Origin of the sequence: Mesorhizobium sp. BR1-1-13 (assembly GCF_020165515.1) — a bacterium.
Classification (GTDB): Bacteria; Pseudomonadota; Alphaproteobacteria; order Rhizobiales; family Rhizobiaceae; genus Mesorhizobium.
Map to the genome: position 1 here is coordinate 282,880 of NZ_JAIUIH010000005.1, position 15,729 is coordinate 298,608.

Here is a 15,729-nt window from a genome sequence, read left to right on the forward strand (position 1 = left end):
CGGGGAAGATGTCGGACGCACGATCATGCATTTTGGGCGCCTGGGTATTACCAGGTGAGCTCGTCGATCACCACATTCGCGAGCGGCCCAACCACTCCTCGAGATTCAGGCGGCCGAGACGCGCTTCGCCCAAGGGTACGAGCGACTTTTCCTTGAGCCGCCCTCCGAAATACCTGGCTTCGGGATCTTTCACGACCTTCCGCGGGTCGCCGGCAGCCTTCAAATAACCAGCGACGATTTCGTTGAACTCCGCTCGTTCCGGGCCTGCGATCTCGACGATCCCGTTTCGCGGCTTGTCGAAGGCCACTTCGGCGGCAGCAACGTCGTCAGCCGGCTGAAGCAGGCCCGCCGGAATCCTCACGAGGCCTCCATCCATACTCGCATCGGCGATGCCGCCGAGGAATTCCAGGAACTGGTCGAGCGGATGATCGTGTAGGGAATACCGGAAGCCGCGATCAGTTTCTCTTGGGCGACTTTGGCGCGGTAACAGCCTTGGTCGGGTACCCTGTCGGTCCGCTGCGGCCTCTGCCGCGACAAGGTTGCGGCCGGAGGTCTCGAAGAATTCCAACGCCGCCTGGCGGTCAGATGGCGGCACATTGGAGAGGTCGATCACCACCTGTGCGCCGGACATGGCTTCTTTGAGCCCTTCTCCCGTGACAGTGTTGACGCCAGTTTTGCGCGATGCCGCGACGACCTCGTGGCCGCCCTGGCGCAGAATGGCAACGGTCTTCGAGCCAATCAGGCCAGTGCCGCCGATCACGACTATCTTCATGGCCTACTTTCCTTCGTCGGTCGCCGGACGCCAATCATCGTCTCAATGTGACGCCCAAGACACCGACGATCCTCATGACACTGTTCAACGTATTGGTGAACCGTTGGCGTTCGAATTGTGGTCGGTGCTGTTCCCGGTGGCGTCGGGGTGCGGATTGCGTGCACCGAGGACAGTGAACAGGGTGGCGACGACGGCGAGTCCGCCGTATCCGAGGGCGATCTGCGGTAGCGAGAAGGTGTTGGACAGTCGGCCTGAGATGAGGCTGGGGAAGGCGGCGCCGCTGTAGCTGAGCAGGTAGATCGCGCTGAAGATCGGTGCGCGGTCGGCCAGGGCACTGCCGTGCAGCAGACCACGGGTGGCGGCGCTGATGGCGATGCCTTGGCCGGCGCCCGCTACGATGGTTGCGATGATGAACAATCCCAGTGTGCCGGCGGAGATCGCCGCGATGATGCCAATCATTCCGGCCAGGAAGGTGACCATGCCGACGCGTTGGGCTACCGCCGATGTGAATCGGCCGCCGATCGGAGCGCCGAGAACGCTGGGGGTCATATAGGCGGCGAACACCAATCCGAGGATGAGCGGGCTGCGGGTGTGGAGTTGATCTTCGACCAGCGCAGAAGGCTCCGGTCGCCCAGGTGGCCAGGAACACTGCTGCCGCGACAGGGAGCAGATGCCTGACCCGGGCCGGTACGTGGACCCGGGGCTGCAGCGATCGCCAAGCACCCGGCGTCGGAGTCGCTGTTTCGGGGCTGATGGCGATGAGTGCGGCAGCCAGTAACAGGAGGCCGATGCAAACCAGGTAGATGAGCTCGCGTGGCCAGGGGCCGAACTGGACCAGAGCGCCGGCGGCGATGGCGCCGACGGTGAGGCCGAGCATCGGTCCCTGGCTGGAGGCGACGGAGGCCAACCATTCTGGCCTGCTGGGCGCGGCGTCGACGATGTAGGAGGTCAGGCTGCTGCTGGCCAACCCGGTACCGACGCCCACCACGAGCCGACCGGCCAGCAGGGTGCCGATGTCATGCACATTCAGCAACAGCAGACAGCCCAGCAGGAGCAGGCCCAGGCTAGCGATCGCAGTGAGCCGTCGGCCCAGATGATTGGACAGTCGTCCCAGCACCAACAGCGCGGCGATCGTGCCGACGGCATAGGCGACGACGGCCATCGAAATGCCGGCGTTGGTGAACCCGTCCTCCGCTCGGTAGATGTTGTACAGGGGGATCGGCGCGGCCGCCGCGGCAAACGAGGCCACCACGGAGACTACCGCAGATAAGAATGCCAGCCGGAGCATTCCGTCCCGGTGAGCCTGGTTGATCACTGGTGCCACATTTTGCATCGAGCCTTGCATCTTTCGTCTCCCGGGAATTCGGGCTCACAGGTCCAAGATCTCCGACCAGGTAGTTTCACCAAGTTGCGGTAATCGTCGACGCCAGGCCCAAGAGTGGCTCCACCGCCGAGAGCTGCCGTGGCGATCCTATGTCAGGCGGGCTGTCGCACTGCCGTCCCTTGATTGTTGTCGATAATATAGCGCCAGAACCCATCCGCGCCGCGGCGCATGATGTCGCTCGCGGTGCCATGCAAGTGTACGTGCTTGCCGTCGGGACCTGTGCCATCAATTGACCAGTCCAACACGATCTGGGCGGTATCGCCGGCAACGAACACATGGCGCACATTTGCCTTCAGTGGCAGGCCGAGCCTGATATCGTGCTCGATTATGGCAGTGATCTCTGCGCGATCAGTGATGGTTCGCCCGTCGTTCGCAACGAACACGGCCTCCGGGGCGTACATGGCCATCTGATTGCTGACCTCGCCCGAGTTAAACCGCTTAACCAGCGACGGGATAATGTCTTCGGGTTCAGTTGGGAGTGGAAAGGTCTCGGACATCAGGGGTCTCCTGTTTTGAGCTGGGCGCTATTCGATGAGATTTGCGAATGTCGCAGTTGCTGATCGCAGCGTCGGACAAACTTTTCCAATAGCCGGCCCATATGGTTTCCATAGTAGTGGGGAATAGCGCGACGGAAGTCCTCGCTAGCCTTCGCAAATCAAGCCAGGTAACGCCGGCCGCCGCGTCACGCCGGGCGATAACAATCGTCTATCGGTTCAATGGCGAGAGGTGATTTCCTCGCCAAAGGTTCCACCTCCATGGTGTTTAAGCGTGCCGTGTGCAGTGCGGATAGTTCTATCGATGCTGTTCGGAATTCCAGGCAAAGCCGGGTTGGGTAAGCACGCTCGTAGAGATTCGGTGCGCGGTCGAATTGAGACGCGAGGATGATTTGCCGACGGCCGAGGTCTGGGGGAATGAGACGAGCCAATCTCCGTTGTTTAGCTCGCGCCTGGCACCTCGGCCCGGTCTCCGCGGCCAGTAGGGATAGTGTCAGTGGAGATTGCAGAAGCTATCTTTCCGATATTGGTGATACTGGCCCTGGGCATCGCGACCGCCGTCTTGTCGCGCATGGTCAAAGTGAACCCGATCGTTGGTTACCTGTTCCTCGGCATGGTCGTGTCCGCCGTTCGCCCCGAGCTTCTTTCGGCTGGAGGAACGGTTCACCTGCTCGCCGAGCTCGGAGTTGTTTTCCTGCTCTTCGATATCGGCCTTCATTTCTCTGCGGCGCACGTCCGCCGCGAGGCGGGCGACATTTTCGGATTCGGGCCGCTTCAGGTCGGTGCGTCGGCGATTCTCATCGGTGGCTGCGCATGGGCGCTCGGCTTGTCGGCGATCGCTGCGCTCGTTGTCGGCACTACACTGGCGCTTTCATCGACCGCGATCGTAGCGGGAGTCATTGCCGACCGTCGGCAGCAAAACTGTCCGGTCGCACTCACGGCTATAGCGATCCTGATCTTTCAGGATGTCGCCGCAATCTTTCTTCTCATCTTGACGTCGACGCCGGCGAATAGCTCCGCATTCCCGGCCATGCTCGCGGCCTTGGTGAAGACGGTTGTAGCGATCGCGGTGGCGCTGCTCTCGGCCCGCTTCATCGTCCGCCCGCTCTTCGCCATCCTCTCGCGGCACGGAGGCGAGGAGGTCTTCACCGCCACAGCCCTGCTGATCGCGCTCGCCGCCGGCTGGTCGGCTGCCATGGTCGGCCTGTCGATGACACTCGGCGCCTTCCTGGGTGGGATGATGGTGGCGGAGAGTCCGTTCAAGGCGAGCGTGCGCTCGGAAATCGGCCCTTTCCGAGGTCTCCTGGTCAGCTTCTTTTTCCTGTCGACCGGCGCTTCGCTGGATCGCGCCGTGATCACGAGCGCCTGGGCCGGGATCGTCGTCATGGCGGTCGGGATCATCGCGCTGAAGTCGGCCGGCAACATCCTCGCGAGCCTGGCCTTCCGATGGTCTGTGCCCGGCTCGATCCAATTGGGGGTATTGATGGCAGGCGGCTCGGAATTCGCGTTCGTGGTGTTTGCGATGCCCGGCGTTCGCGCGCGCGTCGGCGACGCTACGGTCGCGCAGCTCATCGCAGCCGTTGCTCTCACGCTCGCCGCAACCCCGGCGCTTGCCTATATCGGCCGGAACATTGCCGGACGTTTGCGGACGCGCGCGACACGCAAGATGCAAACCGAGATGGTACCACAGGGAAAGATCAACCCGGTCATCATCGTCGGCATGGGAGATGTCGGGCGGACGATCGCGGACGCGCTTGAGGAGTTTGACATCGGCTATGACGCTGTCGAACGCGATGGCCCCCGACTTCGCGACGCCATAGCCGACGGCTACAATGCTTCGTTCGGGGATGCGTCGGATGCGAGGCTTTGGCGTGCCTTCGACCTGGGCGGCCGACAGTTCAGCGTGATGACGGCCTCCTCGATCGCGGCTGCCCGGGACTGGACACCGTCGTCTCTGGCGCTCTACCCCGGACCTTCACCGGCTCTGGGTGACACGCACCGACGACGAGGCCGCGCAGCTCAATGAGCTTGGACTCGAAGCAGTGGTCTCGCCCGACGAATCTCACGGCCTTGAAGCGGCTCAAGCGCTGCTTACCGCGTTCGGAATCGCACCTGACGCCGTCTCCGCCTGGGCGGACCGGCAACGGGCCCGGATCGCGAGCCCCTTGGCCGCGTAATACGGGCGCTGCCGTCTATTCCACCGGCACGATCGGTCGTCTACTGCGGATGATGTGCCGAACTTGGTCCGCTGCCTCAAATCTTCGGCAAAGTACTGAGGACCAGATTCCGCGATCGGCTCGCTAGCGTCGATGGCGTGCTCTTCTGCACGATAATGTAATCGTGGGCTTCTCGCCGTTACTTCAACGTAGCAAGATAGGCAACGAGGTCCGCCCGATCCGTCGCGTTCTTCAGCCCTGCGTAGGGCATCCTGTTTCCGGGAACTACCTTCTGTGGCGATGCCAGATACGCATCGAGGATCTTCGCATCCCAGACCATCCCGAACGTCTTCATCGCGTTACTGTAACGGAAGCCGGGAACCGCACCCGCTTTCCTGCCGATGATTCCTCCCAGGCCCGGTCCGACGCGATTGGCATGATCCGTCGCATGGCATGCCGCGCAGGCTTTGAAGATGGTTTTTCCGTGCTCGGCGTCCTGCGCGTAGCCATGATTCACGGTTGCTCCTGCAAGAACGAGTACCGCGACAAACGCACCTATCTTTCCTGGGCCTTTCATTGGGAACGTCCTTTCTTTTAATCGCACTCAGAGGTGGCGCGGCCGCGGCGGTCAGTCCCGCGGGTGTGAGCGGCAATTGGTAGCCCAGTTGAGGCTTACCCTCTCGCCAGGGGCCGCGCGTATAAAGGCGCGCCCCCTTGCCGAAACCACCTGCCAGTTGTCGGTCGCCGCAAGGCCGCAATCGACGCCGCCGGGTGTCAGTGCATCCGCAGGACCCATCACGTTGATCAGGACCTCGACGAAGCCGGCTTCGTCCGGACCGAAGGACAGATAGCTGGACATGGGCGGCGGCAACTTGACGGCGATAGTACTCGCGGAAGCATCCACGGGGGAGGGGGCCGGTTCGGATGCTTCCGCGAGAGCCGCGGTCGTCGCGGTGGTTCCTACCAGGACAGCCGGTGCCAGCGAAGCAGCGCCCGTGGCAGCGGCAACGCCGAGAAAGCCTCGACGGCTCGGATGGAAGGTTTTGTCGCTCTGGTCATTGGTCATCGGAGTTGCAGTCCACTTTTTTGTCGCGCCATAATCGTGTGATCATTGATGCGCGGCGGCCCCTCCGCCCCGGCCGAAGCATTGATCGCTTCCTGCCGAGATCAGGATCGAACGCAGCGGACGAAATTAGAAATTCCCTTTGGACATGCATTCGATTGCCCGAAGTATCGTCGGAAAAAGCGCGCGCGCCGACGTCCCGTCAGCCTGCGGTCAGCCATAGAGGAGCGCGCCGCGCGCGGGGTGCCGGACGGCGTAGAAAGAACATGAAGGGGCACTTTGCGATCACTCTTTCCCGGTCGCGTTCGCAACGCTTCGCGGCCGTCTTCGACCTTTTGGCAGGCAACTGCGAGCACGCCGTCGCGGAAAGACATTTCAAGCCGGCTCATGGCTGGATTGTCCGGATAGAGCCGCGGCGAGCCCTGTGTCTGGACGAACGGCGACGGATTGTGGATTCGCGGTGCGATCCGCGGACTTACCTTTTCCGCTGCGGCGGCGTGCAGCCTGCGGCGCTCCCGTTTGGGCCTGGAACTCGTCGCCCTGGAATTGAGGGCCGTTGTCGGTTCAGATTTCGCGGATTCCGCGGCTGAAAATCCGGTGGGCACCACATGGCGAAACAATGACCAAGACCGCTGAGAAGATCGACTACTCCAAGACGCTTTACCTGCCGCAGACGGATTTCCCGATGCGTGCCGGTTTGCCCGAGAAGGAACCGGTGCTGGTCAAGCGCTGGCAGGAGATGGATCTCTACCGCAAGCTGCGCGAGGCCTCCGCCGGTCGCCCGAAATACGTGCTGCATGACGGTCCGCCCTATGCCAACGGCAACATCCATATCGGCCATGCGCTGAACAAGATCCTCAAGGACGTCATCAACCGCTCCTTCCAGATGCGCGGCCGCGACGCCAATTACGTGCCCGGCTGGGACTGCCACGGCCTGCCAATCGAATGGAAGATCGAGGAGCAGTACCGCGCCAAGGGCAAGAACAAGGATGAGGTGCCGGTCAACGAGTTCCGCAAGGAATGCCGGGATTTTGCGCAGCACTGGATCGATGTGCAGACGGAGGAGTTCAAGCGTCTCGGCATCGAGGGCGACTTCGACAATCCTTACGCGACAATGAACTTCCACGCTGAAGCGAGGATTGCCGGTGAGCTCCTGAAATTCGCCATGTCGGGCCAGCTCTATCGCGGCTCCAAGCCGGTGATGTGGAGCGTCGTCGAGCGCACCGGACTGGCCGAGGCCGAGGTCGAGTATCAGGACTATGAGAGCGATATGATTTGGGTGAAGTTTCCGGTGGCCGGCGAGACGGCGCAACTCGCCGACGCCTTTGTCGTCATCTGGACGACTACGCCGTGGACGATGCCTGGCAACCGCGCAATCTCTTATTCTGCCAAGATCAGCTACGGCCTTTACGAGGTCACCGGTGCCCAGAACGACTTTGGCCCGCAGCTCGGCGAGAAGATGATCTTCGCCGATACACTGGCCGAAGAGGCTTCGGCCAAGGCCAAAGTCACCTTGAATCGTCTTCGCAGCGTATCGGCGCAAGAGCTTGGAAGTCTTACGCTTTCGCATCCCTTCAAGGGTCTTGAAGGCGGCTATGAGTTTCCGGTGCCCATGCTTGCCGGCGACCATGTCACCGATGATGCGGGCACCGGGTTCGTTCACACGGCGCCGGGCCATGGCCGCGAGGATTTCGACGCCTGGATGGACGCGGCCCCGGACCTGCGCGCACGCGGCGTCGACACCGCCATCCCCTTCACTGTCGACGATGCCGGCTTCTTCACGTTGGAAGCGCCTGGCTTCGGTCCGGATCGACCGGGCGGCGCTGCGCGCGTCATCGACGACAACGGCAAGAAGGGCAATGCCAACAAGGCGGTTATCGACGCCCTGATCGAGAACAACATGCTCTTCGCACGGGGCCGGCTAAAGCATGCCTATCCGCATAGCTGGCGCTCGAAAAAGCCGGTGATCTTTCGCAACACGCCGCAATGGTTCATCTATATGGACAAGGAGCTGGGCGACGGCACAACGCTGCGTTCGCGCGCGCTCGCCGCGATCGAGGCCACGCGCTTCGTGCCGTCCGGGGGACACAATCGCCTGCGCGCCATGATAGAGGAGCGCCCGGATTGGGTCTTATCGCGCCAGCGCGCCTGGGGTGTGCCGATCTGCGTTTTCGCGGATGAGGACGGCAATGTCCTGAAGGACGAGGTGGTCAACGTCCGCATAGTCGAGGCCTTCGAGAAGGAAGGAGCCGACGCCTGGTTCGCCGAAGGCGCGCGCGAGCGCTTCCTTGGAAACCGCGCCAACGAGAACTGGGCGATGGTCAAGGACATCCTCGACGTGTGGTTCGATTCAGGCTCGACCCACACCTTCACGCTTGAAGACCGGCCGGACTTGAAATGGCCGGCCGATGTCTATCTCGAAGGCTCCGACCAGCATCGCGGCTGGTTCCAGTCCTCGCTGCTGGAAAGCTGCGGTACCAGGGGCAGGGCGCCTTACGACACCGTCGTCACCCATGGCTTCACCATAGACGAGGAGGGTCGCAAGATGTCGAAATCGCTCGGCAACACCGTCGTCCCGCAGGACGTGATCAAGCAGTCCGGCGCGGACATCCTGCGCCTGTGGGTGGTGACGACCGACTATTGGGAAGACCAGCGGCTCGGCAAGAACGTGCTGCAGACCAACATCGACGCCTACCGCAAGCTGCGCAACACCATCCGCTGGATGCTGGGCACGCTCGCCCATGACGATGGCGAGGAGGTGCCGCTGGAAGGGATGCCGGAGCTGGAACGGCTGATGCTGCATCGCCTCGCCGAACTCGATGAGGTGGTGCGCCAGGGCTACGATGCGTTCGAGTTCAAGCGCATCACCCGTGCGCTCCTCGATTTCATGGTGGTCGAGCTGTCGGCCTTCTATTTCGACATCCGCAAGGACGCGCTCTACTGCGATGCGCCGTCGAGCGCGAAGCGCAAGGCCTCGGTGCAGGTGGTGCGCCACCTGTTCGACTGCCTGGTGAGATGGCTGGCGCCGATGCTGCCCTTCACCATGGAGGAAGCCTGGCTGGAGCGTCATCCCGAGGCGGCGTCCGTCCATCTCGAGCAATTCCGGAGCGTTCCTGCAAAATGGCGCGACGAGAAGCTGGCGGAGAAGTGGCGGAAAGTGCGGCAGGTTCGACGCGTTGTGACGGCATCGCTGGAGATCGAGCGTGCAAAAAAGACGATAGGCTCCTCGCTGGAAGCGGCGCCCGTGGTCAACATCACCGATCTCGAGCTGCGCGCCGCGATTGAGGGCGTCGATATGGCCGAGATCTGCATCACCAGCGGCATCGACATCCGCGCCGAGGAGCCGCCCGCCGGCGCTTTCACGCTGGAGGACGTCAAGGGTGTCGCGGTCGTCTTCGCCAGGGCAAAAGGGCGAAGATGCGCCCGCTCCTGGCGCCATACCGACGATGTCGGCTCCGAGCCGGAATTTCCCGATGTCTCCGCGCGCGACGCGGCGGCCTTGCGGGAACTAAGGGAACTCGGGCGGCTATAAATCAGCCGCCTTTCAATTCACTCATGCAACTCGAACGGATTGACCACCGGCGCTCCAGTCGGCGCATAGTGCCTGATGTTGCGCGCCTCCCGTTCACGCGCGTCGGCCTGCGTTCGGGTGAATTCACAGAGCTTCGCCGGGTCGCTGAGACGCTCAGCCGGTTTATTCATGTTGCTGCTGAATTTATCAAATTCAGCAGCAACCACTACCCGATCGACCGCAACTGGGCGATTGTCCAGCGTCTTCAGTTGAAGGCTACGAAGACCGAACCGATCAAGAGCCCAGATCAGGTTGGAGTGCGCAAGGCCCCATCACCCAGTCGCGTAGGCTGGTCGCCTGCGTGAGATGGCATCGTCCCGCTGTCCCAAAGCCGAGCTGATGTGGGCCTGAGCACCATAAAGGCTTCTGGACGTGGCAGGCGAGCCGTTCCGGCGTATATCGCGACAAGACCTGGACAAATTGATGACCACCTTGGACGTCACATTCGTCAGGCTGTCGGAGTGCACGCTTGCGGCGGGCACGCATTTAGCGCTCGCCCGCACCGACGCCTCCACCATCTATTATTGTCTTCGAGGCGCCGGATTCATCCTCCTCGACAACGAAACACCTATACGCCTGACGCCGCACACGCTGGTGATCGTTCCGCCGAGGCGATCGATGACGATCGCCGCGACGCAGCGCGCGACCGCACCGCGGCACGCCAGTAACTACAACAATTGCGGCTTCACACCGGGGTCGTCGCAGCGGCACACCGTCGGCAACGGCGAGCCGGCGCTGGTGCTTGCGTGCGGGTCCTTTCGCGCCAACTACGGTCCAGCACTCGACTTGTTCGCCTCCCTTGCAACGCCCATCGTCGAGACGTTCGACGTGCACGACCAGCTCGACCGGGTGATGGCCTATGCAATGACCGAGCTCGCAGCCCAGGATGTCGGTGGAGGGCCGATGTCGGCGGCGCTGCTGAAACTCGTTGTGCTCGCATTGCTCCGGCGCTGCCTGGTCTCGACGAACGCGTGGGTGGAGCGGTTTTCGATCTTGAGCGATCCGCCGATCGCACGGGCTTTCGCCGAAATGGCCTCGCGCCCGTCCGTGCCGCACACCGTCCAGAGCCTGTCGCACGCCGTCGGTCTCAGCCGCTCGGCTTTCATGGCGCGGTTTGCCGCCGCCTTCGGAGAGTCTCCGATGTCGTTGCTCCGCCGGGTCAGGATGCGCCACGCAGCAGACCTGCTCGCCGCCAATGCGCTGTCTGTCGACCAGGTTGCCTTGAACGCCGGCTATCAGAGCCGGAGCAGCTTCACGCGCACTTTCCGCAGGTACTACGACAGCGACCCGTCGGAATACCGTGCCAGGGCGCGGCGCGACTCGTCTCACAGCGCCACGCCGACCGAAGACGCGATCGAGGAATCCAATGCAGCCTGACGCCGGCATTCACTCCGCGAGAGCATAGGCGCCGCTCGCGCGCGACCGTGGCAAGGCGTGCTGGACGCGACTGGAAAGGGTGCCTCAGGTTTCGAGGTTTGGACGGCGCGAACGGTCCGTCCACCGGCCTGCAACTCTGCGACGAAACTTGGCTGTGTTTGCTGTCGATCGTGGCGACGTCGCGGGACTCACTGGAGGCGTTCGGCGATCCTGTGGCGGAGCGTCTGGAGATCGTGGGCGAACACGCGGATGCCTTCGGCCAGCTTCTCGGTCGCCATCGCGTCCTCGTTCATGATCCACCGGAAGGTTGTCTCGTCGATCGGGTCGGCAGGGTCCGGGTGCTTTATGTCGACAGCGTCTTCGCTCACGAACCAATGGCAGATCCCGTCTTCGGCCGTTCGAAGGGAGCGTGGCTCCGCGGCGGCCGGAGCCAAGGCGCGTTTGAGCTCGCCCTCCTCGGAGGCAAGGGCGGCCATGAGCGCTGGCGCGATCGTAAGCCGATCGCATCCGGCCAGCGCCTCGATCTGGCCGGTGTTGCGGAACGACGCGCCCATGACGATCGTCTGTATCCCATTCGACTTGTAGTACCCGTAGATGTCCCGCACGGAGCGGACGCCGGGATCCTCGTGGGCGGCGAATTCCTTTCCAGTGGACTTTTTATGCCAGTCGTAGATGCGGCCTACAAAGGGTGAGATCAGGAAGGCGCCAGCCTCAGCGCTCGCGACCGCCTGGGCCCTGTTCAGCAGCAACGTCATGTTGCACTTCACGCCCTCGCGTTGGAGGATCTCTGCAGCGCGTATTCCCTCCCACGTCGAAGCGAGTTTGATGAGCACGCGCTCGGGCGGGATGCCTCGCTGCTTATAGGCGTCGATAATCTGCCGCGCTCGCGCGACCGATGCTCGGATGTTGAAGGACAGGTTGGCGTCCACCTCGGTGGAAACATACCCTGGCACGAGTCGCAAGAGCTCGACCCCGAGGGAGATTGCGAGCCGGTCTGCCGTCGCGGCGGCGACGCGTACATCATCGCCGCTCTGTTTGCGTCCCCATGCCAACGCCTCGTCTACGACATCCCTGTACTCGGGAGTGTCGACCGCCTTCAGGATGAGCGTGGGATTCGTCGTGCAGTCCACCGGTTTGAAACGCGCCAGCGCTGCGGGATCGCCGGTGTCCGCCACGATCGTAGTCATTGCGCGTAGTTGATCCAGCTTCGACGCCAAGGCCTTTTCCTCTTGATGTCGGCCACGCCCCTTTATGCGGCACGGGGTGCGAGCCTGCCTTCTTGTCGCCGGCTCGCACTGTTCTATGCCTTGCGCGTGGTCAGGGTCATCGGACCGTCCTTCTTCAGACGGGCTTTCCCGACTGCTCTTCCTCGAATGTCACCGCCACAGCCGCGTTCGCGGAAAGGCGAACCCTCTGCCCCTCGACGTCGGCGACCAGTCCAAGAGCGATGAAGTGCGCGTGGCCCTTGTGCTGGCCCTCGCCGCTGTCGCGCTTCGCGAGCTTGATGCGACCGTTGGCGACGCCGTCGACGGTGCCGACATGGACGCCATCCGCACCGATCACTTCCATGTTCTGAACGATCTTGTCCGTGGTCATTTCGTCTCTCCTGTGGGTCTGCCGATCATTGCGCAGCGATGCGTCCGCCGGCAAGCGAGGACGCATCGCAATCTTCATTTATGCAAGCGAGGTAGGCCGCGTCCGCCGCCGCCGCCGACACGTCCCAAGGCCGCCCTCAGGCGGCGCTTCTGTGCGGAAGCTTCCACTGCGGACGGACGAAGTGGCAAGTATAGCCATTCGGGTGGCGCTCCAAATAGTCCTGGTGCTCGGGTTCAGCCTCCCAGAAATCGCCGGCGGGAGAGAGCTCGGTCACCACCTTGCCGGGCCACAGCCCCGAGGCTTCGACGTCGGCGATCGTGTCTTGCGCGACGCGGTGCTGCTCCTCGCTGGCATAGAAGATCGCAGACCTGTAGCTGGCGCCGCGGTCGTTTCCCTGGCGGTTGGGAGTCGTCGGGTCGTGGATCTGGAAGAAGAACTCCAGCAGATCGCGGAAGCTCGTCTTGCTCGGATCGAACGTTATCTCGATCGCTTCCGCATGCGTGCCGTGGTTGCGGTAGGTCGCATTCTTGACGTCGCCGCCGGAGTATCCGACCCGCGTCGCCACGACGCCGGGAAGGCGCCGCACCAGCTGCTGCATTCCCCAGAAGCAACCCCCTGCCAGGATCGCGCGCTCTGTAGTCGCTGCCATCGTCACACCTCCTGCTTTGCAAAGAGCTTTGCATACTCGCCGTAACCTTCGCTCTCCAGTTGGTCACGGTGGATGAAACGCAGAGAGGCTGAGTTCATGCAGTATCTCAACCCGCCCTTGTCGCGCGGCCCGTCCGGGAAAAGGTGGCCCAAGTGGCTGTCGCCGTGCTTGGAGCGGACCTCGGTCCGTCTCATGCCGTGCGAGCTGTCCACGTTCTCGACGACGTTCGCGGCTTCAAGAGGCCGGGTGAAACTCGGCCAACCCGTGCCACTGTCAAACTTGTCGGTCGACGCAAAGAGCGGCTCGCCCGATACCACGTCGACGTAGAGGCCGGGCTCCTTGTTGTCCCAGTATTCGTTGGCGAAGGGGCGCTCGGTCCCGTCAGTCTGTGTTACGCGGTACTGCTCGGGGGTCAACTTTGAGACCGCCTCGGAGTTTTTCCTGTAAGTAGGCATCGCGCTACTCCCTTTAGTCGTGCGCCAAAGATAGGCACGGGGCTGGTGAGCGTCCAATCACCTGCGGCTATCGAAACGATGCCACGCGGATCGCCGCCCGAGGTGTTTCTATCTGGCGGGAACGGATGCACTTGCCCCCGAACCGGAGGGTCAGACATTGCTAGAACGAGATTTTGAATCGGCACTCGCCGCGATTCCGTGCGGGTACGGTGAAGGCCTGTATGAGGGGCTGCGGTACGGCGTCACCGTCCGGAGGTCTTGCGACGGAAAGCGGAGCAGCCTGTTCGCGCGAGCGCTCGGCGGCGGCGACGTGGTCAGCTTCAACCTTTACCGGCTGAGGTCCGGCGAGAGCTCCTTGCGGCCCTGCGAAATGCCGGTCGAGAAGGTCATCGCGTTCGTCCTCGGATATGTTCCAGACGGCTTCCAGGCTTGAGACGTATCGCCGGTCCATGCGTTGCGCGTTGCCGTTCTGGGATGGCGGGCCCTTCCAGCTAAGATGTGGAGGCGGCCTGGCGCAGCGAGGCCAAGATTTGTGCCGGCTCTGCCCGTATCGTGAAATCGGGCTCGACGAACGCGCTGCGGATCAGGCCTGCCGCGTCGATCACGTAGGTCGCGGGAATGGGCAGCATCCAGACCGACGACCCGTGCCGGGCGCCGAGGTCGAAGCCTAGCCCGGAATAGTGCGCCTTGGTCTCGTCGGGCATCCGAAACAGTACGCCATACGACATGGCAACGCCGTAGTCGACATCGGCGAGTACCTTCAGGTCCAAGCCCAGGCTCTGCTTGAGCTGCCGCGGGAAATCCCTGGTCTCGGGTGTGACGACCGCGAGGGTCGCGCCGACGCTCTCGAACTCGTCCCTCGCGGCCTGGAGGGCGCACAGCTCAGCGGTGCAGAACGGACACCAGCCGCCTCGGAAGAAACTCAGGACGAGGGGTCCGTTGCGGCGCAGCTCCTCGGAGGAGTGGAGATGGCCGTCGGCGTCCGGCAGGAGGAAGTCCGGCGCGGCGTCTCCGACCTTCAACGCATGCGATGCCACGCCTGTATCGCGCAGCCACCCCACGAGGTGGTTGTATGACTCCCAATCCGCGGCGCTGAACGTCGTCAACAGCTCTGTGCGAATCTGGGCAAGTGTTTTGTCGGTCTGGTTTGGCATCGGTGAGGCGTCGTCAGGCTGCGGATCGATTGGCTGGAAGCGATTGGCCGGCGGCGTGCGTGTCGTTGCCCGGGTCGGGGATTTCGACCGACCAGTCGCGAAGCCGCGCGACCTTGACGAACGCGTCCAGCGCCGGCGAGTAGCGGCGCCCCTGCACTGCCAGCAACCGCACCTGCCGCGAAACCGGGTCGCCTTCGAGCGGAATGGTCTTGAGTGCCGGAAGGCGCGGCATGTGCTCGGGCGCGAGTATCACGCCAAAGCCAGCCGCGGCCATGTGCTGGAGGTGCAAGTCGTGACCGCTGCAGTGGCCGAGATGCGGCGGTTCCTCGGGGAAATACGACCGTTGGATCTTCGGGGCGACGTCGCATCCGGTGCGTTCCAGCAAGATGGTCTCGCGGAGGTCGTCGATGCCGATCGACGGACGGTTTGCGAGCTGGTGTGTCGGCGCGAGAACTGCGACGTAGCGCTCCTCGAACAGCGACCAGCCGTCGATGCGGTCGGGGATGTCCTGTACGTCCCCGACCATTGCGGCGTTGATCTCCCCCTCAAGCAAGAGGTCGACGAGTTTTTCCGCTGCGCCCTCGCGCAGTTCGACTTGAAGTCCAGGGACGAACTTTGCAATCTCCGCGATCGGATCGAGGACGAGCGACGCAGAGATGGACGGGGCGAGGCCGATCTTCAGTGGCGCAACCTCCTTGCGTTGGAACTCTTGGGCTCTGCGGCGCACCGCCTCTGCCGAGGCCAGCGTGCGCTCCAGCATCGGAAGGACTTCCTTCCCAAGATCAGTGAGCTGCGTCAATTGGCGCTCGCGGTAGATCAACTGGCCGCCGAGCTCCCGCTCGAGCTTCTGCACCCCCTTGGTCAGGGCGGGCTGCGTGACATTGCACTGCTCGGCAGCGCGGGTAAAATTGAGCGTGGCCGCTACGGCGAGGAAGTAGCGAACTTGATGAAGCTCCATAGGTTGTTCTCCGTCAAGTTGCTGCCGACTATGCTGACGAGGCTCTGCACTCGACGGCGTGACGAGGCACGCCGCACTCATGGCGTATGGATGCCACTTG

Annotated in this window: 15 protein-coding genes and 2 pseudogenes; 4 read left to right on the top strand and 13 right to left on the bottom strand. The window is 63.0% G+C overall.

The window, feature by feature from the left end:
• Positions 1-67: 67 nt before the first annotated feature.
• The 4 genes and pseudogenes from LB533_RS14895 to LB533_RS14910 form a co-directional block, all read right to left on the bottom strand.
• Positions 68-772: pseudogene (locus tag LB533_RS14895) on the bottom strand (SDR family oxidoreductase).
• Positions 773-856: 84 nt separating this feature from the next.
• On the bottom strand, positions 857-1,321 hold the full coding sequence (locus tag LB533_RS14900) for a hypothetical protein (RefSeq protein ID WP_263487554.1): 465 nt from the start codon (positions 1,319-1,321) through the stop codon (positions 857-859).
• A 142-nt stretch (positions 1,322-1,463) separates the two neighbouring features.
• A pseudogene (locus LB533_RS30155) lies at positions 1,464-2,117 on the bottom strand (MFS transporter); the annotation flags it as partial.
• Positions 2,118-2,248: 131 nt separating this feature from the next.
• Entirely contained in the window at positions 2,249-2,653 is a 405-nt protein-coding gene (locus LB533_RS14910; RefSeq protein WP_224677535.1) for a YybH family protein, read from the bottom strand.
• A 493-nt stretch (positions 2,654-3,146) separates the two neighbouring features.
• Here LB533_RS14910 and LB533_RS14915 point away from each other — a divergent pair, with 493 nt between their 5' ends.
• Positions 3,147-4,676 carry a cation:proton antiporter gene (locus LB533_RS14915; RefSeq protein ID WP_224677536.1) on the top strand — a complete coding sequence of 510 codons (1,530 nt, stop codon included), beginning with the start codon at positions 3,147-3,149 and terminating at the stop codon, positions 4,674-4,676.
• A 329-nt stretch (positions 4,677-5,005) separates the two neighbouring features.
• Here LB533_RS14915 and LB533_RS14920 read toward each other — a convergent pair whose 3' ends face one another.
• Together LB533_RS14920 and LB533_RS14925 are read right to left on the bottom strand one after the other, a co-directional pair.
• Positions 5,006-5,323, bottom strand: coding sequence for a c-type cytochrome (locus LB533_RS14920; RefSeq protein WP_224677537.1), 318 nt, complete (start codon positions 5,321-5,323; stop codon positions 5,006-5,008).
• 111 nt (positions 5,324-5,434) lie between these two features.
• The gene (locus LB533_RS14925; RefSeq protein ID WP_224677538.1) at positions 5,435-5,665 is read right to left on the bottom strand and encodes a hypothetical protein; all 231 of its coding nucleotides are present in this window, start codon (positions 5,663-5,665) and stop codon (positions 5,435-5,437) included.
• An 823-nt stretch (positions 5,666-6,488) separates the two neighbouring features.
• Here LB533_RS14925 and ileS point away from each other — a divergent pair.
• Positions 6,489-9,401 carry an isoleucine--tRNA ligase gene (ileS, locus tag LB533_RS14930; RefSeq protein ID WP_224677539.1) on the top strand — a complete coding sequence of 971 codons (2,913 nt, stop codon included), beginning with the start codon at positions 6,489-6,491 and terminating at the stop codon, positions 9,399-9,401.
• A gap of 17 nt (positions 9,402-9,418) precedes the next feature.
• On the opposite strand, the gene LB533_RS14935 is transcribed toward ileS, so the two are convergent.
• A complete protein-coding gene (locus LB533_RS14935) occupies positions 9,419-9,607 on the bottom strand; it encodes a hypothetical protein (protein WP_224677540.1) in 189 nt (62 codons plus the stop codon).
• Between the two features lie 256 nt (positions 9,608-9,863).
• Between LB533_RS14935 and LB533_RS14940 the strand changes: the two genes are divergently transcribed.
• Entirely contained in the window at positions 9,864-10,817 is a 954-nt protein-coding gene (locus tag LB533_RS14940) for an AraC family transcriptional regulator (RefSeq protein ID WP_224677541.1), read from the top strand.
• Positions 10,818-11,005: 188 nt separating this feature from the next.
• Here LB533_RS14940 and LB533_RS14945 read toward each other — a convergent pair whose 3' ends face one another.
• The 4 genes from LB533_RS14945 to msrB form a co-directional block, all read right to left on the bottom strand.
• The gene (locus LB533_RS14945; protein WP_224677542.1) at positions 11,006-12,034 is read right to left on the bottom strand and encodes a transaldolase; all 1,029 of its coding nucleotides are present in this window, start codon (positions 12,032-12,034) and stop codon (positions 11,006-11,008) included.
• A gap of 124 nt (positions 12,035-12,158) precedes the next feature.
• Positions 12,159-12,413 (bottom strand): DUF2171 domain-containing protein, encoded by a 255-nt coding sequence (locus tag LB533_RS14950; RefSeq protein ID WP_224672362.1) that lies wholly within the window; start codon positions 12,411-12,413, stop codon positions 12,159-12,161.
• 136 nt (positions 12,414-12,549) lie between these two features.
• Positions 12,550-13,062, bottom strand: coding sequence for a peptide-methionine (S)-S-oxide reductase MsrA (msrA, locus tag LB533_RS14955; RefSeq protein ID WP_224677543.1), 513 nt, complete (start codon positions 13,060-13,062; stop codon positions 12,550-12,552).
• Positions 13,063-13,064: 2 nt separating this feature from the next.
• Positions 13,065-13,517: a peptide-methionine (R)-S-oxide reductase MsrB gene (msrB, locus tag LB533_RS14960; RefSeq protein WP_224677544.1), complete on the bottom strand. Its 453-nt coding sequence runs from the start codon at positions 13,515-13,517 to the stop codon at positions 13,065-13,067.
• 157 nt (positions 13,518-13,674) lie between these two features.
• Here msrB and LB533_RS14965 point away from each other — a divergent pair, with 157 nt between their 5' ends.
• Positions 13,675-13,950: a hypothetical protein gene (locus LB533_RS14965; protein ID WP_224677545.1), complete on the top strand. Its 276-nt coding sequence runs from the start codon at positions 13,675-13,677 to the stop codon at positions 13,948-13,950.
• Positions 13,951-14,008: 58 nt separating this feature from the next.
• Here the strand turns inward: LB533_RS14965 and LB533_RS14970 are convergent, their stop codons facing one another.
• Together LB533_RS14970 and LB533_RS14975 are read right to left on the bottom strand one after the other, a co-directional pair.
• A complete protein-coding gene (locus tag LB533_RS14970; protein ID WP_224677546.1) occupies positions 14,009-14,671 on the bottom strand; it encodes a peroxiredoxin-like family protein in 663 nt (220 codons plus the stop codon).
• 13 nt (positions 14,672-14,684) lie between these two features.
• The gene (locus LB533_RS14975; protein ID WP_224677548.1) at positions 14,685-15,629 is read right to left on the bottom strand and encodes a LysR family transcriptional regulator; all 945 of its coding nucleotides are present in this window, start codon (positions 15,627-15,629) and stop codon (positions 14,685-14,687) included.
• Positions 15,630-15,729: the final 100 nt, after the last annotated feature.